The following is a 13,966-nucleotide window of genomic DNA, read 5'->3' as shown; positions in this document are numbered from 1 at the left end:
TTATTTATTTAACATCTTTGCAGCTGTATCATCTTCTAACCACTGACCGGTATTTAAAAACGTAGATTGCTGCAACTCAGCGATTTGATGATCAGGTGACCCCGGTAACATTTGCCACCCCAAATATTCAATTCCATAATATCCTATATCAACCATACTTAAATAAGAGTCCATATTTTCTAAATCTTTTTTATTATTTGCAAAAATTACTATTTTTTTAGGTTGTTTCGGTATAATTTTTAAGAACTCTATAAGAGCTTTTACTCTATTTATATTACCGGTAAATATTATACCTAAATAAAAAATAGGGGCTTCAGCATCGCTTGGATTAAATCTAAATACATCTTTATCATTAACTTTATTAGTAAAATTAATATTGAGTCCGTAAAGTAAGGTATATAACCATCCTTCATAATTTTCAATTAAATTACATGGGGCCGTTATTTCCTGAAGACCTAAAACCGTTGCACCTTGCTGTTTCATCTTATTAATTAAATCTACCCATTTAGATTCAACAAGCATCATCTGACGCTGCACTATCAATTTTGCAATAGTTTTATTAACTGATGCGTTATCCGCTGCAAGACTATATAAATATTTAGTAAAATTTATATAAGAATTATCCTGATATCGAAATAATTTGGATTTCGGTGTTATGATAGTATTATCTATATTTATAAGTACCAGCGTATCTGCATCTATCTTCGGTAATAAGTTTTTCATTGTTACTGAATCTACGGAGTAAGTAGGAATAATTTGACCGTAGCCCGCATACGAAATAACTAAGCAAAGTAAACTCAATAAAACTTTATTTATTCGTGTCATAAGGATTTTTACCTTTTGCATTATTATTCTTTAAAGGTGGATTATTTCTTTTTAGCTTATTTATTTGAGATATTAAATCATTAATCAGTTTAGTATAATATGCAACATCTTTATTTTTCGGAGTATTTTTATTATTATAATGATAACCAATAAATAATATATTAGAACTATAACTACTAAGTTGCAATTCCATTGAGCTTAGCAATTCTATGCTACTACTAATCATTATAAAGCATTTCGGTATAAAATTCATTTGAATAAGGAAATTGAGCATCATTTCCGCTTCCGATATATTATTACTCGTCAGTATACCCTTATAAAATACCGGATAAGTATTAGCAAAACTGTCTAAATTATTAAAAATAATATAATTATTGTTTGGAAAACTATTTGAAAAATCAATATCGAAATTTTTCTTTAAATAATCGGCAAACCATATCTCAAATTTAGGAATATTATTAAAATTACCGGTAAACCCATCATTTACTGCTATTATGGGGATTTTACTATTACTTATTTCATTTACAAAATTTGGAAAATCCGATTCTTGTAATTCTTTCTTATAACTATCATTAGTTAAAATCAATTGCTTTATATAAATAGTTTTTGAATTTTTATTAATATTACGTAAAAGAGGAGTTAGTGTAGTAAGATAAATGTCTTTATCAAGCTGTGTAACGATAGGCACTAAAGACTTAAACAAAAATTCATCTAGAACCGTTACTACTAATAAATCCTGAGGTACATAATTTTTATTATAATTTTCTTTAAAATCTTGTTTTATTTTATTTAAACTATCCACTTCTATAATTTCTGCACGAGCTATAGAAGCAATAAATAATATTAGAATAAATATATATTTTTTAAACATTTATGATTTCCATTTTTTTAAAGGCAGCATATCACCCTGTGATTTTCTATGTCATTCCTACGAAAACGGGAATCCAGAAAAAATAACCTTAATAATTGGTACATGTTTGACAAAATAAACATATAAAAGCTTGTTTTTTTATATGTTTTCCTAGATTCCCGCTTTCGCAGGAATGACATATATTAGTGTTATCACATCATACTGCTAATATCAATCCATATTAAATTATAATATGGTAAATATGTTTGGAAGTTTTTTTAGTTCGCTTGGCGGTACTGTTGGAAATGCATTTGGCGGCGGCATATTTTCAAGCGTGGGAAGATTTGTCGGCAAAATGCTTGGTGAGTATTTAGATTAACTAAATCACGAACCGATAGAATATGAAAATATTAAAAATTTCAAAGAAAGTTTTAAATATGTAACAGCTAATTACGGCGAACCTATACCGCTAATTTTCGGTACTGCAAGAATTAACGGACAAATAATTTCAAATCAAAATAAGAAACTAAATTGTTATGTTCTATAACCAGTTCCGTAACAAGAGCCGGTAGTAAGTAAATCTCTTTAGGGTACGAGTCTAGAGCTGATAAAATATAACTATTACCGAATAATAATTTGCTTGCAATTAGCTCACTAACAAAATCCGCTCCGGCTTTTTTGGGATTCGGTTTTGTTAGTAAATAATGCACCGGATAGTCTAAATATTACTTCTCCGGTTTTACTTTTAAGCACTTTCCACGGAACATGTCCCGCCGATTGTGCAATTAAATTAATACATCTATATACTATAACATTTTCTCGATAAGCTTCTATGTCGACTCTGATTAAATTACCATATGCAATGTCGTTTAGTTCAATAAAATTTTGTGATTTGGTAGTACTATTCTTCCAAAACTTTTTCCGATAATTTTTTATCATATATCCTAATATATTTATTGTTTTCAGGATTATATAATGATTTGGGAGGTAGACTAAGAGAGCTTAATAAGATGTTAATGTTCGTTAATGTAATTAAAATTATTTCTTTACAAATAGAAAGATATACTATTTAAAACATATTACCATGAAATATAACAACTTGATAGGATATAAAACATTTCTTTACCATCTGAATATTATTCACAATGACCCACAACAGCTTTGAATAAGCTAATAAAAAATTTTATAAAAACTAAAAAATATGACGAAATAAAATCAATTTTTAGCATCTAAGAACAGCTATAATTTGTTAGGGTTACATCATGCCATTACGTCATTTGATCTAGAAGCATATACACTTATTATTTCTTATGCTAACCCTAGCCACTTTACTTCTGCTGAATACGATAGATATATACATAACATCGATGATACATCTATGCTTGATGTAGCAGCATTTATAAATTTTGATACTATACAATATAGAGATACAAAAAGCAGCATGTTGCAAGAGTTGATTAAGTTTAAGAAGAGAACGATTGAGGAGCACAATAACAATGCAATTAGTGAATTTAAAATAGAAGGATTTGAATTAAAAAATTAGCTAGTTATTTAAGTTTTCAAGAGTTTAAAAGCTTTATTGAAGATAATAAAATTGAGATAAATATTGAAGAACTTAATATTGCAAAATTTAAAATAGAAAAATGATCACCGATTGCATATAGCGAAAACTCTGATATTACTATTTTAATGACAAGGACTTACAATGTAAGCGATTTAAATGACAATATAATTCTTCATAACTATACAAAGCTTTTGCAATAGGGGCCTACAAATAAGTTATTAGCCTATATAGCAGCGGTTAATATTAAAGTGCAAGATAGCCTAAAAATAATATTTGATAATAAATAATTTTCTCATTACGATTGAGACAATAACCTAATATGTATAGGCGCAGAAAAATTAAATTTAGAATCAATAATAGCACATGAATTTGGACATTATGCAATAGAGAAAATTTTATACAATGCAAGTATCCCACTAAATAATAGTTTTCAAATTTTGAAAACAGATTTCGTAAAAAATGTACCATATCAAAATGATGATAAAATATTTTTGCCTAAAAATTTTGAAAGCTTAAAGCGCTTAATTAATAGTTCATATGAATATAGTAGAGCGGCAAAACCAATACTTGATTTAACGGCAAATTTAATATTAACACCAGAGGAAAAAAATGAAATTAGTAGTAAATATAACGATAATAAAGAATTGATTAAATATTTAAAAAACGAGACTATATTACCTATATTTTACTTTAATCATTAGAGACCGGAACAGATACAAGAGAATTAGAGGAAGTTATAAAAACTAATTCTCATGCCCATATTATGTGACCAATTTAATTATTAATTTACTAAAATTACCTTGTGTAAACGAACAGGATTATTATGAATAATTTGCAACTGATCAAAAAGTTCAATTGCAATGTATATTAACCAAGATTCTACCGCAAATAATAAAAGATAAAGATCTTACTAGCGAGCAAGTTTACTACTTAGAAAGAATTGGAAATCTTATACACAGAGAATCAGATGATAGCGCTGCAGAGTTCATAGTTAGGTATCTAGAAATTAATATAGATAATTTATTGCATTCCATCGAAGATTCACTTATTATTAATGCAATGCAACCGCTGGCAGATTTTTGGGAGGAACACATAGTTCCTAAAATGGAATCTACTATTATAGGATGTACCAAGGAATATAATTGTGACACATTTGATGGAGCGTAATTAATTTAGCTATTGTTGTGTGGCGCTTTTTATGTCATACCTACGCAAGCAGGAATCCAGTACTTTAAAGCTTTTTAAAGATTTTACTTTAAAAGTGAACCAATCTAATAAAAAAATCTTTGCAATCAAGATTTTTTTAGCCTGTATCCCTGCTTTCGCAGGTATGACATCACTGGCTTTTCGAAAACTATCCGGCACTATAACAAAAAAAACCTAATCACTAAAATTATACCTAATATTTTTTCTAGCAGAACTTATATCTTTTAAACGTTCACAAACCTTTTCAAAGACTTGTTTAGGCAAGATATTTGAAGCATTAATTTGTAAAAATTTATCGTCTTTTAATTTAATCGAAAAAGAAGGCTCTTGAAATTCTGGCCCATCAATTTCTCTAGCAATTTTTATATAATAACCGATTATATGACTGTTATAATAATCACTTTTACTAATCATTTTCTTAGCTATTTTATTAATCTGCATGTCAGTTTTAGCAGTATAAGTAACCGTAAGGGCAATACCTAGCATAAGACGCTGTCTATGACTAAAAGGAATGTCTGAAGATAATATAAATTCCGAAACAAAATTTGCTCTAAGCGTTTTATCAATATTTTTATTATATTGTGCTAGCATTATAGCGAGTTCAATAACAATAAGAGTTGTGGCATCGGCATTAATTAAAAGATATTGTACTGCTTCAATATATTTTTCAATTTTACATATATTTCTATCAAATTTTACTAATCTCTTCACCCTCTCATAAATAATATCTTTTTCTGTTTCATGAGACGGCAACGAGTCAAATCTTACTCCTTCTTTTAAACCGTAATTTGAGATAATAATTTTTTCCGGTGAAAATACCTTAATCATTGCTTTTATTACTAAAACTGCATTATAATTTATGACTTTCTGCTCGTAATAACTCAGCTTTAATTTATCGATTTGCGATAATTTCTCTAAATATAACTCAAACTCTACACGATTTATTTCAAAATTATGTAAATTTTTAAGGGGATAATTTATAGACTCCATGTATATACGGCTCATTAGACGTAATGCACCACCAATTAAATATAAATTAGGATAATGTGCAACTCCAAATTCTTCCTCTAGCATTTTAGTAATCAGCCCGACATCACCAAAATTGCTACTAACAATAATTTTTGTACCAAGCGGCAATGATTTTAATTTACCGACTTTTTTATTTCCAATCTGTGCAAGCTCAAGACTTCCACCTCCAAGATCAGCTACAATACCGAAAGCATCACTAATACCGGAAATTAATCCGGCAGCAGTTAAATAAGCTTCACGTTCACCTGAGATAATTTCAATATCAATATTGAATCTCTTTTTAATTATAGCTTTGAATTCATCTGCTTTAGGATGCCCCCTAAGTATAGCTGTTGCAACACATCTAATATTAGTAACAGACAGTTTGGTAAAAATATGAATAAGATATTGTAGAGATAAATATGTTTGATGTTTTACGTCTAAATTATCTAAATTAAGTAAATTTGTAAGATAATTTCTAAATTTATAATTAAAAATTTCCGGCGCTCCAAGCTCATCACTTTCATAAACTACAGCTCTTAAAGCATTTGAACCGATATCAATAATAGCTGAACGCATTTTACTCATTATTTTCCGGAACAGTTATTGTTTCGGTCTCTTCCGAAGCCCCATTATTATTTGCCCTAGGGTCAAAAGGTACTTGAGTAGGTACAAAAGTCGGCGGTAATAATCTACTAGTAAAAAACTTATCTTCATAATACTTAATTTTACGCGATTTTATAGGCGGAAAGGATTCTATTAAAACAATTTGCTCATCTCTCGGTAACTGTATTACTTCTTGAGGTAAAAGTAAAGCTCTTTGAACCTGAGAAACGTTTTGGGTTCTAGTAGCAATATTAAGATCAAAAAATAAAGGTTTACTAAATGATCTTTGTTCTACCGTCTTATTACCGACAAGCTGCGATATTAAATTTGCCGTTTCATAGTTATTAGCGGCAAAAGTAATACGATATGTTGCATTAGATAAGAAAGAATTCATCCCTGCATCTTCATATGTTCCTTTTAACTGCTGTGTATCTTGGATAATTAAAAATAAACGAACTCTATAACCTCTAAAATAAGCTATACCAGCTTTAAAAGTATCCATCTTCCCGAGCGTCGGGAACTCGTCAAGTAAGAACATTACTCCATACGGCTCTTCCTTTAAATCCGGCATTTTGCGGCTTAAAAATTCTGTCGCCTGCTGATAAAACACCTGCATTAATTTTTGTAAACGCTGTATATTATCGGGTGTTAACCCTACATATACGGTTGTTTTGACTTTTTTAAATTCTTGTATATTGAAATCAGAAGATGCTGTAGCTGAATCAATAAGTGGATTTGCCCATAATTCAAGCGATGAGTTCATTGTAGATATTACGCCGGAACGCTCTTTATCGGCTTTTTGCAAAAATGCAGCAATATTCATATATGCAACAGGATGTATTACACCACCAAGCGTATCGAGTACGACCGCTAGATTATAAACTACGTCGTCACTCCTCATAGTACGTACTACTTCACCGAAAGATTTAGTTTTAGTAGGATCGGCTATTAAATATAGAGTTACGCCTAAAAATAAGCTTCGTGCCTCATTATTCCAAAAATCCTTTTCCGGCATTATAAGATTTGAAATTTTTTGAACGTCATCAACCATTTGCCCAGGCTTAGTACTAACCCAATCAATCGGATTATAACAATGAGTAACACCATCAGGATTAGAAGGCTCCCATACAAAAACTTTCTGCCCTTGCTTCTCACGCCAACCACTTGTCAACCCGTGATTTTCAAGCTTTATGTCATGCACTACTACCGAATCACTCCAAAATAACAAATTAGGTATCACAAACCCTACACCTTTACCTGAACCGGTAGGAGCAAATAATAAAGCATGCTGGAACCCGTCTGCAACAAAATATCCACCGGCATCAACACCGATCAGCATACCTTTCTTAGATCTAAGACCTGCAGCCTCTATATCTGACGGATTAGCCCAGCTTGCATCTCCATATACTTTTTCATCTTGTTTGAAAAATTGTAATGATTTTATTCTTTCAAAATTTTTAATGTAAAATATTATAACAATAATAGCCGGACTGAGAAGAGAGGCAAGTAGCTTCAATTTTAAATAATTATAGTCGGCAATTTTTAACTGCCCCCAAACGTTAATAAGCCAATAAGCCCACTTATAAGCAATATTTATAGCATTTATATTTACACCTAAAGCTCCAACCTCATTAGTAAAAATTGCAACAAATGCACCGCTTATCCAAATGGTACAAAAAATAACAACCGGATGAATTATAGCATGACCGAATATATTTCTAGTAACTTTAAGTATCTTATGCCATTCCATGAATTGATATTCCTAGTTTATGCTTATATATTAGTTTTTGCGTGGAGTAATTTTTACGTCATTGCGCGCAACTAAAAGGAGCGTGGCAATCTCAGGATTGTGGCCTGAGATTGTGCTTAGTCAATTACTTCGTAATTTCCTCACAATGACGTTTTTAAACCATCCCCTCAGCGTTCTTGTTCTTCTTATAATATACTTCCGAAACATATCTTTTCCCGCCGCTACCGCGTTTTAACTGCACAACGATATCTACAACGGCTAAAATATACTTCTTTACTTCTTCAGGCGGCATACCAAGATCTGCTTGCATAACCATAAGCTTTAACTGCTCAATAGCCATAGCGGGACTATCAGCATGCAGTGTTGATATTGAACCGGGATGACCTGTATTAATAGCACGCAAAAAACTAAAAGCTTCCTTACCTCGAAGCTCACCTACTATAATCCTATCTGGTCTTAAACGCAAACAGGCCTCTATTAAATCTTGAGTAGTAACATTTGCACGCCCCTGTCCTCCTTTGGAAGCCAGTAAATGCACTCTGTTAGGATGGCATGATAGCACAACCTCACGAGCATCTTCTACAGTAATTAATCTTTCTATTGCAGGTATTTCAGTGAGTGCCGCATTAGTAAAAGTAGTTTTACCGGTTGAAGTACCGCCGCTAATTATGATATTTTTCTTTGAAACAACTGCATGTCTAATAAATTCTTTAATCTTTTTTTCAGCTAAGAAATTATTTAAAATTACTGCATCTTCATCTACTAAACTCTCTGTTGCAGTATCATCAAATGCCCCCATTTTAGCATATTCATCTAAAGTTAGATTCATACCGCTAGGCTTTCTTATAGCATAAATGATTTGTCCTATCTCACAAGCAGGAGGAAATACTATTTGAATACGGTAGCCATTCGGCAACGTTGCCGAAAGAAGCGGTTTTTCTTCTGAAATCATCTGTTCGGTAGATTGAGCGACTAAACTCCCTAATGCAAGTAGATGTTCGCTATCCAGTTCCGGTATTTGCTTAGAATATATATCGCCTTTTTTTTCAACCCATACTTCTCCGGGCTTATTAACCATAATTTCGTTAATACCGTCTTCAGCAAATAAATTTTTAAAAGGAAGTAAAAACGTCTCTAAGGCTGCAAATTCTTCATTCATTTCATTACCTTCGATTTTAATAAAACGGCTTTTGGGAATTTATAATCCTTATTAACGTATATTCTAACCGGCGTACCTTGATTAACCGTTGTCGTCGGCTTAAACTGCTGCTGAGTTATCATATTTTTTACAACATTCGTTACATCCGTAAAAGCTTGAGTAGAAGCTTGTTGTGCTTGAGTCGGAGTTGATGCTATAGAGGTAGTAGTAAGCAAACTTGAAGCTGCCGTATTAACTGCTTGTACTAAGGTTTGAAGTCTCTGCTCAGCAGTATTCGCTGAAGAAGCAGTTTGTGCGGTTGTACATGCTTGAGTCATAGTAGTATAAGCAGTCGAAGTTTTATCGGTAATAGCAGCAAGTATATTAGTACAAATTGTAACTATCCTAGTATTTGCATCCATAGCGGTATTAGACGCAATAGTTTGAGCAATATTTAACAATTGTTTTGCCGTAGCACTATTGGTAGCCGCTGCCTGAGAAGCTATAGGAGGCGGCACTAACTTATCAAGGACTTTAGCAAGCCCTATATTAAAACCAGATTGTAATACGGCATTTGCAAATTGTTCTTTATATTTATTATCAACTCTTCCTTGTAATCCCGGTCTACCTAAATTATCAACTGCAGGTGAGTCGAATTCTATAGTATAACCGCTCGTTAAATCGATTCTATCCCATATTATAGAAACTCTACCATAACTATCGGACGAAGTTGAGGTTGCATATTTACCGAATATTTTTGACCCTTTCGGTATCAATATCACTTTATCTTTCTCAGAAAATACGTCTCTACTAATAATGGCTCTTATTTCACCGCCGAGATCACTATTTATTGCCGTCTCAAGGACTGCATCAATTAATTTACCGCGTCCGAGAACCAAAGACATATCACCGCGATCTTTAAAGGTCGTTTCTGCCGTAATCTGTTCCGGTGTTTTTTTAGGCTCTACACCACCAATTAACACTATAGCTGATTTTCTTTTTGCTTCACGACGTTGCTTCTCTGCATCGCTCTCAACTAACGTTCCTGAAGTCGAAGGCAACGAAACCGGCGGCAATGGAAGCGTTTTGTCTTTATTCTCTTCTACAGGAGTAGTAGGAGGTAAGACCGGTGGAACTTTTACTACCGGAGGGGGAGGCGGTGGAGGAGCGGTGGGCGTCTCAAGCTTAGGCGGATCAGGTAACTTTGGAATCTCCGGAATATTATCATCAACCTCCGTAACAGGTTTTACAATATTACTCGGTATCTGAGTCTCCGGTATTTCTTCTTTTTCAGTACCGAAAAAAAGAGTATAAAAAATATATATAAAAATACCACAAATTACGACTACTATCGCAATACTCTTATTAAAGCTAACCGAAACTTTTGATAATTCTCTTTGTACTTCAGGAGAATCTGCTCCTGATAAAGAACCGGTATTATGATTGTTATTTTGCTCTTCAGCCATATCTAAATTATATCAGTTAAAGTGTTTTTTATTGTCATTGTTACATGGATCGATTTTTCCGTCATTGCGAGGAAACCTCAGAGCAATTGTACGTCCGCAATCTCAGGAGTTTGTATTATTTCATAAGATTGCCACGCAGCCTACGGCTGCTCGCAATGACATATCTACGCAGAAATGACATCGATTAAAATCTTGCCATGTAATTACTATTTTTCTTAGGGTAGTAAAATTTAATTACATATACTAAATCCCTTTCGTTACCCATCATAAGTTCCGTAGAAGCGATATCAAATTCATATATTCTTTTATTAGTTATAATAGTCATATTTGTACGAATATCTTTTTCAAGAGGCTTAATAAATAATCTATTTGCCAAAGGAGTTATTTTCCAAGCATAAGCATCCCCCAGAATTATATTTTGGACTTCTTCGTTTTTAGCAAATTCTATATGCGATTGAAAGCCAAAATGCAAAACTAATAAATAAACTTCATTTGGATTATATATATAAGTTTTTATCCTATTATCTTTAGTTATAGATAAATCATCTACATAATTATTACTACTATTACATGGATCATCTACAAGTGGACATTCTCGTTGTACTGTAAAACCACTTAATAATATAAAAACTAAAAAATAAAATCTAACTATTGTCATCGTCTACCCTATATCCGTTCACTTGAAACCCTACCGGATTTACATCAAGTTCTGAATCTGTTAATTGCATAGGCACATAAGCATAACTTACTACCGCTATTTTATTATAAACTAATTGGTTGCCTGATGTTTCATTTACGGAAAATCTAACTATATATTTATCTGCTGCGATTTTTGACCATGATTTTACTACTAAAAATGTAGTATTCTCTTCTTTATATTTTAAAGTAGGATCAAAATCTTTATTTCTTATATAGCCAAGATAATTGTAATAAACACTGCTTGTTGAAAATAATCTTATTGTCGTACGAGCTATCGTCGCAAAATCAACCGGATTATATGTTTCCCGTGCCGTTATGTATTTCTTTATAAAATACCTTGTAAGAGACTCATCCGCCGTTAACACTGGTGATGAAATAGGTTCTACCACTGAGGCACGTCCGGTATTACTATTAAGCTGAATAACAAAAGGCTCAAACTGTTTAGATTTCACTACAAAGGCTATTACTAAAGTTGCTATAACCATAAAAATGGTTAGTAGTATTATTAATATGATAAGTAAGTTACGTTGAACAAGTAACTTATCAGATCGCTCTTCATACCAATTCTGAGTAATTTTTAAAGGATTAGCCGATTTAATACTTTCTTGCGTTTGTGTATCTCCTGCACCGCTTTGCGAGTTATTACTTGATTTAAAGAAGCCAAATATATTATTCATATCAAAGGTATTTTTATTATTACTTTGTTATTGTGTAAAACTATTACTTTTATACTATATTTACTGAATTAACAGGTCTTCTTATACAAGGATTTACGCTTACACTCGAACCATCATCTATATCAGCAGAAACGCACGGGCTTTTAATTTCATAAGGAGCTGAAGGGGTACATGACAACAATTGAGCAAGCATAATTAATACTAATAAAAGCTTTAATGATTTTAACATTCTAATTATACATTATTAAATTATCTTGTTACTATTTTAAAATTACCTTACTATACAATAGTTCACAAGCATTTTTTAAAAAAATCTATTTATAAATATAAAAAAATATTAAAAAGATTGTAAACTATTATACTCTGAAGTAAATAAAGAGTAGTTATACGAAGTTCAGCTTAGGAGAAGAGCGTATACTTAATACGTGGCTACCTGCGGACTTAATAAAGACATTGTCGCCAATTTTTCAAGTGGGATGAGTATAACATAATAACTACCATCAATAATTGTTATTGTATAATTTTAATTTATAATTTATTTATTTTAATTTTAAAGTTAAACAATATTTGGTATTGTAGCAACAATATAAACTTATTTTATAGCTTAAAATAACATTAAATTAAATCATAATCATATTATAATAATTATGATAGAGTGTTAAAACAGAATAAAATTAGATATTAATCTAGTAATTATGGACCCATTAACCAACGCAATACAAGAATATATAAAATCCGGCGAATATTTTATTGATGCAAGAAAATGGTATAATTTTAAGTATATCTTACCGTTAAGTCATAGAAGTCTTCTGCTTTTAATATGCACGATTTTTACCTTATTATTAACCTTAATTTGTATAAATATCAACATATTGCTACCTATAAACAAAAAAGTAAAGTATTTAATAAAAGATGATGCCGAAAAACAAGCTGCCGTTACTAATACTAAACATTCAACATTAGTAAAGCCTTATATCTCTATTGCAAATATTATGCTTCAGAATTATGTAAACCAACGAGAAGAATACAATTACGATATATTAAAAGAACAATTTACCTTTATCAAAAATGCTTCTACGAGTATTGTTTATATGCAATTTGCTAATTTTATGAATATTGATAACCCATTATCACCGGTCATAAGATATCAAAAACTATATAGACGCTCAATTAATATATTATCAATTAACAATATAAACAATAACGAGGCAGTTGTTACTTTTGAATCATTGGCAAAAAATAGTACGGATGCAATTTTAGAAAATATGGTATGGGAAGCAAGAATCGGATTTATAATGGATTCTATCAGTACAAATACATCACCTGATATGCCGTTCAATTTTACCGTTACTAGTTACAAGCTAAAATTATTAAGGAATAAAAATCAGAAATAATATGAAGCAACTAATAATATTTTGTACTTTTATAATACTTACATTAGATGTATTTGCTCTTACTATATCACGACCTCTAGGTCGAGACCCACGTCTAAGAGTTATGACTTATAACCCTGACGATGTTTTCAAATTCACAGGATATTACGGCTATCAAGCAAGTATAGAACTAGCAAGAGACGAGGAAATAGTAAGTATTTCTATGGGAGATACTACTTCATGGCAAATAGTACCTGCCGGTCATAGGATTTTTATTAAACCGATGGAACCGGATGCTACTACTAATATGACTTTAATTACTAATAAACGGACGTACTTCTTTGAACTATATGCCGCCGAAACTCTTGATATGCGTGATCCTGAAATGGTCTTTAACGTAAAGTTTCTTTATCCGGATGACGAAAATGACAATATGAGCGGTCATATGCAAACTTTTTCTGCTGCCCTAGCAAGTCCCGACCTGACTCATCCTGAAAAATATAACTTTAATTACTATATTAGCGGCAGCGAAGAAATAGCTCCTATTAAAATTTTTGATGACGGTGAGTTTACTTATCTGCAATTTAGAGATAAAAACGCTGAAATTTCCGGTATTTTTGCTGTAGATGATTCACTTCGAGAATCTTTAGTAAATTATCGCCTTGCTCAAGATAATCCTAATATGGTGATCCTTGAACAGGTTTTTCCTAAGCTCGCTATACGTAAGGGCAAAAAAGTCACATGCGTATTTAATCAGTCTTTCAAAGCGTATTAATGTCTACCAACGTCATTGCGGCAATGACG

17 protein-coding genes are annotated in these 13,966 nt (G+C 31.7%); 6 read left to right on the top strand and 11 right to left on the bottom strand.

Features of this window, described 5'->3' with window-relative positions:
- Positions 1 to 846 (bottom strand): DUF2608 domain-containing protein, encoded by an 846-nt coding sequence (locus RC_RS02035; RefSeq protein ID WP_010977053.1) that lies wholly within the window; start codon positions 844 to 846, stop codon positions 1 to 3.
- Positions 809 to 1,696 carry a DUF2608 domain-containing protein gene (locus RC_RS02030; protein WP_010977052.1) on the bottom strand — a complete coding sequence of 296 codons (888 nt, stop codon included), beginning with the start codon at positions 1,694 to 1,696 and terminating at the stop codon, positions 809 to 811. The genes RC_RS02035 and RC_RS02030 overlap by 38 nt, the downstream gene beginning before the upstream one ends.
- 232 nt (positions 1,697 to 1,928) lie before the next feature.
- Between RC_RS02030 and RC_RS02025 the strand changes: the two genes are divergently transcribed.
- On the top strand, positions 1,929 to 2,054 hold the full coding sequence (locus RC_RS02025) for a hypothetical protein (RefSeq protein WP_016830699.1): 126 nt from the start codon (positions 1,929 to 1,931) through the stop codon (positions 2,052 to 2,054).
- A gap of 112 nt (positions 2,055 to 2,166) precedes the next feature.
- Here the strand turns inward: RC_RS02025 and RC_RS10985 are convergent, their stop codons facing one another.
- On the bottom strand, positions 2,167 to 2,385 hold the full coding sequence (locus tag RC_RS10985; RefSeq protein WP_010977051.1) for a hypothetical protein: 219 nt from the start codon (positions 2,383 to 2,385) through the stop codon (positions 2,167 to 2,169).
- Positions 2,330 to 2,614: a hypothetical protein gene (locus RC_RS10140; protein ID WP_010977050.1), complete on the bottom strand. Its 285-nt coding sequence runs from the start codon at positions 2,612 to 2,614 to the stop codon at positions 2,330 to 2,332. The genes RC_RS10985 and RC_RS10140 overlap by 56 nt, the downstream gene beginning before the upstream one ends.
- Before the next feature lie 307 nt (positions 2,615 to 2,921).
- Here RC_RS10140 and RC_RS02015 point away from each other — a divergent pair, with 307 nt between their 5' ends.
- The 3 genes from RC_RS02015 to RC_RS10980 all read left to right on the top strand — a co-directional run bounded on the left by RC_RS02015 (position 2,922) and on the right by RC_RS10980 (position 4,623).
- A complete protein-coding gene (locus tag RC_RS02015) occupies positions 2,922 to 3,218 on the top strand; it encodes a hypothetical protein (RefSeq protein ID WP_010977049.1) in 297 nt (98 codons plus the stop codon).
- A gap of 458 nt (positions 3,219 to 3,676) precedes the next feature.
- Positions 3,677 to 3,940 carry a hypothetical protein gene (locus RC_RS02010; RefSeq protein WP_010977048.1) on the top strand — a complete coding sequence of 88 codons (264 nt, stop codon included), beginning with the start codon at positions 3,677 to 3,679 and terminating at the stop codon, positions 3,938 to 3,940.
- 497 nt (positions 3,941 to 4,437) lie between these two features.
- Complete coding sequence (locus RC_RS10980) at positions 4,438 to 4,623, top strand: hypothetical protein (protein ID WP_016830698.1); 186 nt, start codon at positions 4,438 to 4,440, stop codon at positions 4,621 to 4,623.
- Here RC_RS10980 and RC_RS01995 read toward each other — a convergent pair.
- The 7 genes from RC_RS01995 to RC_RS01965 all read right to left on the bottom strand — a co-directional run bounded on the left by RC_RS01995 (position 4,620) and on the right by RC_RS01965 (position 12,018).
- A complete protein-coding gene (locus RC_RS01995; protein WP_029374443.1) occupies positions 4,620 to 6,032 on the bottom strand; it encodes a Ppx/GppA phosphatase family protein in 1,413 nt (470 codons plus the stop codon). The two genes, RC_RS10980 and RC_RS01995, sit on opposite strands and share 4 nt — an antisense overlap.
- Before the next feature lies 1 nt (position 6,033).
- Complete coding sequence (locus RC_RS01990) at positions 6,034 to 7,809, bottom strand: type IV secretory system conjugative DNA transfer family protein (RefSeq protein WP_010977045.1); 1,776 nt, start codon at positions 7,807 to 7,809, stop codon at positions 6,034 to 6,036.
- Positions 7,810 to 7,963: 154 nt separating this feature from the next.
- A complete protein-coding gene (virB11, locus tag RC_RS01985; RefSeq protein ID WP_010977044.1) occupies positions 7,964 to 8,968 on the bottom strand; it encodes a P-type DNA transfer ATPase VirB11 in 1,005 nt (334 codons plus the stop codon).
- Positions 8,965 to 10,413, bottom strand: coding sequence for a TrbI/VirB10 family protein (locus RC_RS01980; protein WP_010977043.1), 1,449 nt, complete (start codon positions 10,411 to 10,413; stop codon positions 8,965 to 8,967). The genes virB11 and RC_RS01980 overlap by 4 nt, the downstream gene beginning before the upstream one ends.
- Before the next feature lie 184 nt (positions 10,414 to 10,597).
- Complete coding sequence (locus RC_RS01975; protein ID WP_004996190.1) at positions 10,598 to 11,071, bottom strand: TrbG/VirB9 family P-type conjugative transfer protein; 474 nt, start codon at positions 11,069 to 11,071, stop codon at positions 10,598 to 10,600.
- The gene (locus RC_RS01970; RefSeq protein ID WP_010977042.1) at positions 11,058 to 11,789 is read right to left on the bottom strand and encodes a virB8 family protein; all 732 of its coding nucleotides are present in this window, start codon (positions 11,787 to 11,789) and stop codon (positions 11,058 to 11,060) included. Before RC_RS01970 ends, RC_RS01975 begins: the two co-directional genes overlap by 14 nt.
- A 49-nt stretch (positions 11,790 to 11,838) precedes the next feature.
- Complete coding sequence (locus tag RC_RS01965; protein WP_010977041.1) at positions 11,839 to 12,018, bottom strand: DUF2706 domain-containing protein; 180 nt, start codon at positions 12,016 to 12,018, stop codon at positions 11,839 to 11,841.
- Positions 12,019 to 12,484: 466 nt separating this feature from the next.
- On the opposite strand from RC_RS01965, the gene RC_RS01960 reads away from it, so the two are divergent.
- Both RC_RS01960 and virB9 read left to right on the top strand, forming a co-directional pair.
- Positions 12,485 to 13,183, top strand: a complete 699-nt coding sequence (locus RC_RS01960; protein ID WP_010977040.1) for a virB8 family protein — start codon at positions 12,485 to 12,487, stop codon at positions 13,181 to 13,183.
- 1 nt (position 13,184) lies between these two features.
- Complete coding sequence (virB9, locus tag RC_RS01955) at positions 13,185 to 13,937, top strand: P-type conjugative transfer protein VirB9 (protein ID WP_010977039.1); 753 nt, start codon at positions 13,185 to 13,187, stop codon at positions 13,935 to 13,937.
- The last annotated feature ends 29 nt before the right edge of the window (positions 13,938 to 13,966 follow it).

Source organism: Rickettsia conorii str. Malish 7, from assembly GCF_000007025.1.
Lineage (GTDB): Bacteria > Pseudomonadota > Alphaproteobacteria > Rickettsiales > Rickettsiaceae > Rickettsia > Rickettsia rickettsii.
The sequence above is the reverse complement of the archived record's forward strand: the minus strand, read 5'-3'. Positions and strand labels throughout refer to the sequence as shown.

Bases quoted from the DNA above. Each gene is read 5' to 3' on its own strand.
- RC_RS02035 (WP_010977053.1), bottom strand. From the start codon at position 846: ATGCAAAAGGTAAAAATCCTTATGACACGAATAAATAAAGTTTTATTG.
- RC_RS02030 (WP_010977052.1), bottom strand. From the start codon at position 1,696: ATGTTTAAAAAATATATATTTATTCTAATATTATTTATTGCTTCTATA.
- RC_RS02025 (WP_016830699.1), top strand. From the start codon at position 1,929: ATGGTAAATATGTTTGGAAGTTTTTTTAGTTCGCTTGGCGGTACTGTT.
- RC_RS10140 (WP_010977050.1), bottom strand. From the start codon at position 2,614: ATGATAAAAAATTATCGGAAAAAGTTTTGGAAGAATAGTACTACCAAA.
- RC_RS10980 (WP_016830698.1), top strand. From the start codon at position 4,438: ATGTCATACCTACGCAAGCAGGAATCCAGTACTTTAAAGCTTTTTAAA.
- RC_RS01995 (WP_029374443.1), bottom strand. From the start codon at position 6,032: ATGCGTTCAGCTATTATTGATATCGGTTCAAATGCTTTAAGAGCTGTA.
- RC_RS01990 (WP_010977045.1), bottom strand. From the start codon at position 7,809: ATGGAATGGCATAAGATACTTAAAGTTACTAGAAATATATTCGGTCAT.
- virB11 (WP_010977044.1), bottom strand. From the start codon at position 8,968: ATGAATGAAGAATTTGCAGCCTTAGAGACGTTTTTACTTCCTTTTAAA.
- RC_RS01980 (WP_010977043.1), bottom strand. From the start codon at position 10,413: ATGGCTGAAGAGCAAAATAACAATCATAATACCGGTTCTTTATCAGGA.
- RC_RS01975 (WP_004996190.1), bottom strand. From the start codon at position 11,071: ATGACAATAGTTAGATTTTATTTTTTAGTTTTTATATTATTAAGTGGT.
- RC_RS01970 (WP_010977042.1), bottom strand. From the start codon at position 11,789: ATGAATAATATATTTGGCTTCTTTAAATCAAGTAATAACTCGCAAAGC.
- RC_RS01965 (WP_010977041.1), bottom strand. From the start codon at position 12,018: ATGTTAAAATCATTAAAGCTTTTATTAGTATTAATTATGCTTGCTCAA.
- RC_RS01960 (WP_010977040.1), top strand. From the start codon at position 12,485: ATGGACCCATTAACCAACGCAATACAAGAATATATAAAATCCGGCGAA.
- virB9 (WP_010977039.1), top strand. From the start codon at position 13,185: ATGAAGCAACTAATAATATTTTGTACTTTTATAATACTTACATTAGAT.